Origin of the sequence: Neorhizobium sp. R1-B (genome assembly GCF_004368875.1) — a bacterium.
GTDB lineage: Bacteria > Pseudomonadota > Alphaproteobacteria > Rhizobiales > Rhizobiaceae > Neorhizobium > Neorhizobium huautlense.
In genome coordinates this window covers 1-2,535 of record NZ_SOEM01000049.1, presented here as the reverse complement: position 1 = coordinate 2,535, position 2,535 = coordinate 1, and the positions used below count along the sequence as shown (strand labels likewise).

Genomic DNA, 2,535 nt, shown 5'->3' with positions numbered 1-2,535 from the left:
CAATGTCAAAGCTGAATAGGGCTGCGACGCTGTTATCCAGTTAGAAGCGCGACACTGGCTCTGATGATCAGCCCCCGATCCGGCCGGCTGGGCCGGGTTGAAAGGGCGGAGCGGGGGCGGGTGAGGGGCACCCCCTTCGGCTTTAGCTTTCTCGATAGCAATTATTCCGTCGCCGGTTGATACTTGGCTCACCTGCATGGGGCGGGGTAGGGTTCAAAGCGGCACGATGCTTCCGGAAATCAAACTGCAGGGTGATGTCGATGTCGCCGCGCTGTCGCCACTTCTTCGCGGCATGCTTCTTTCCGTGGCCTACGCTGACGGTGAGGGTGGCATAGGATTGACCGCGACCGGCGCCATGAACCGCAAGTTCGTGCATTGGGCCGCCGTACACTTTCTTTGGCCAGGGTTCACAGCCGAAGACCTCTACAGCATGAACAAAGTGCTGAACGAACGCGACATGCCGCCGCTCTGGGTCGTGCGAGACATGACCCGTCATCTGAAGCTACTTCGCCGGAAAAAGGACGTGCTGCTGCCAACCAAACGGGGCCGCGAGTTTCTGGCAAACCCACAAGCCTTCTTCGATCTGGTCGCCACGGATTATCTCTATTCATATGTCCATGTGACCGATCGGCAAGAGGACGTTCAGGCGCGGTTACGCTGGTGGCGCATGTTCCTCAATCTTCTCAATATCAAAGCTAGAAAAGGGTGCACGCCACTGGAGATTGTGAAGATCCTCTATCCAGACTTCGCGCCTCTGTCCGACACCGAAATGACCCTGGAAGCCTGGGAGTTAAAGTCCGATATCCAATATGGCGTCCTACGGCGCTTGTGCTGGCTTGGTTTGCTCTATGAAGCACGAGAGGGGCTCACACTCTTCCAGGATGGATCCTTCCATAAGACGCCGCTTTGGTCCGCCTGCCTGCAATTGGAATCGGATACGCAGAGCGATATCGGCGTGCACTGACGATTTTTATTCCGCCGCTGGTTGCCTCGATAACGCTTTCTCTCGCCGCGCAATCCCCGCCGGATCGTTCATGTAATCTGTCCTCGGCTTGCGTCCTCGCTTCTGATAGCCGTTGGCTGTGCTGCCGTCCCGAATGCCGAACATATGATCCGCCTGGCCAGTGCGGCGAGGGCCGCTTTTGCTACGTTGCTGTTCTCGTCCAACCTGCATCTCCGCAACGATCGACAGCATGTCGTCCAGACGCTTGTTCTCGACGACTTCCGGCCGATGCACCGACCGCAACTTGTCGAAGGTTCTGTAGGGTAGGGCAAAGCTCTCGTGCATGATCTCGAGCCGCCCGTCCGGATAGTCGCAAACGATCACCTTTTGCCCCGCCAAGGGTCTGGAAATGTCGGTCGGATCGAGAATGAACAGCACCTTGTCGTAGCGCAGCGTCAAAGCCTGCGACAGCGTGCGAACTTCCTTGCGGCACATGGCGCCATCAAGGTTCTCGTGATCGGCCAACGGCCGGTGCATGTCCTTCGGATTGCGCGGCTGCTTGCCGAAACGTGCGTTGAAATCCGCAATAAAATCAGGCGCATAGGCATTGGCGGCCTCGATCGTGTCGATGCCGCGAAGCCGCATCTCCTTCACCAGACGATCTTGCAATGTCTGATTGGCGCGCTCCACACGGCCTTTGGCCTGCGGGGTGTTGGCGCAGATGATGTCGATGTTCAGCTCATAAAGCGCCCGACCGAACTGTGTCAGGCCGCTCGTCCGGTCTTTCTCCGACGCATGCGTGCTGCGGAAAACGCCATGCTTATCGCTGTAGAACGCCAGCGGCTTGCCCCATTGCTGCAGATAGGCCTTGGTTGCGTGCAGATAGTCGAACGTATTCTCCGATCCGGCAAAGCGAAGATGCAAGAGCTTGCCGGTGGCATCGTCGATATAGACGAGCAGGGCGCATTTGGGGCCACGGTTCTCGAACCACCAGTGATGCGACCCGTCGATCTGCACCAGCTCGCCAAAGCAGTCGCGCCGGCCGCGTGGCTGGAAAACCCGCTTCTTGCGCTCGCGACGCGAGATCCAGATGCCGGCCTCGGTCATCCATTGCCGCAGCGTTTCCTTGGCGACCGAGATCCGGTGCACCTCGATCAGCTTCTCGCGTGCCAGTGTCGGGCCGAAATCCGGGTACCGTTCGCGGATCAGATCCAGAGCCGCATTGCGAAATTCCTCGCTGTGACGCCGATTGCTCGGCCGTGATCGCTTCTTTGAAACAAGGCCGGCAGGGCCATCTCGGTCATAGGCCTGCAGCAGCCGATGGACCTGACTTCGACTGAGGTCGAGCCGTTGGGCAGCCTCGACGACGCTTAAGCGCTCGTCACGGATCTTCTGGATGAGTTCGAGGCGATGCAATTCTTTCTGCGACATGGTGATCAAACAGGACATGACGACTCCGACCGCTCATGGTCTCGACCAGGCTGAAGATCGTCATCCTTGCTCCCAACGTTGGCTTTGACCAGTGCGTCGAGAGGCGAGACTGTCGCATCTCTAACTGGCCCAACTGTCGCATTACTAAATAGCCTCTACAT

2 protein-coding genes are annotated in these 2,535 nt (G+C 58.2%); one reads left to right on the top strand and one right to left on the bottom strand.

The window, feature by feature from the left end:
- Nucleotides 1-226 precede the first annotated feature (226 nt).
- A complete protein-coding gene (locus tag EDE05_RS26605) occupies nt 227-964 on the top strand; it encodes a hypothetical protein (RefSeq protein ID WP_112803681.1) in 738 nt (245 codons plus the stop codon).
- Nucleotides 965-970: 6 nt separating this feature from the next.
- On the opposite strand, the gene EDE05_RS26600 is transcribed toward EDE05_RS26605, so the two are convergent.
- Complete coding sequence (locus tag EDE05_RS26600) at nt 971-2,392, bottom strand: ISNCY family transposase (RefSeq protein ID WP_132413610.1); 1,422 nt, start codon at nt 2,390-2,392, stop codon at nt 971-973.
- Nucleotides 2,393-2,535 lie beyond the last annotated feature (143 nt).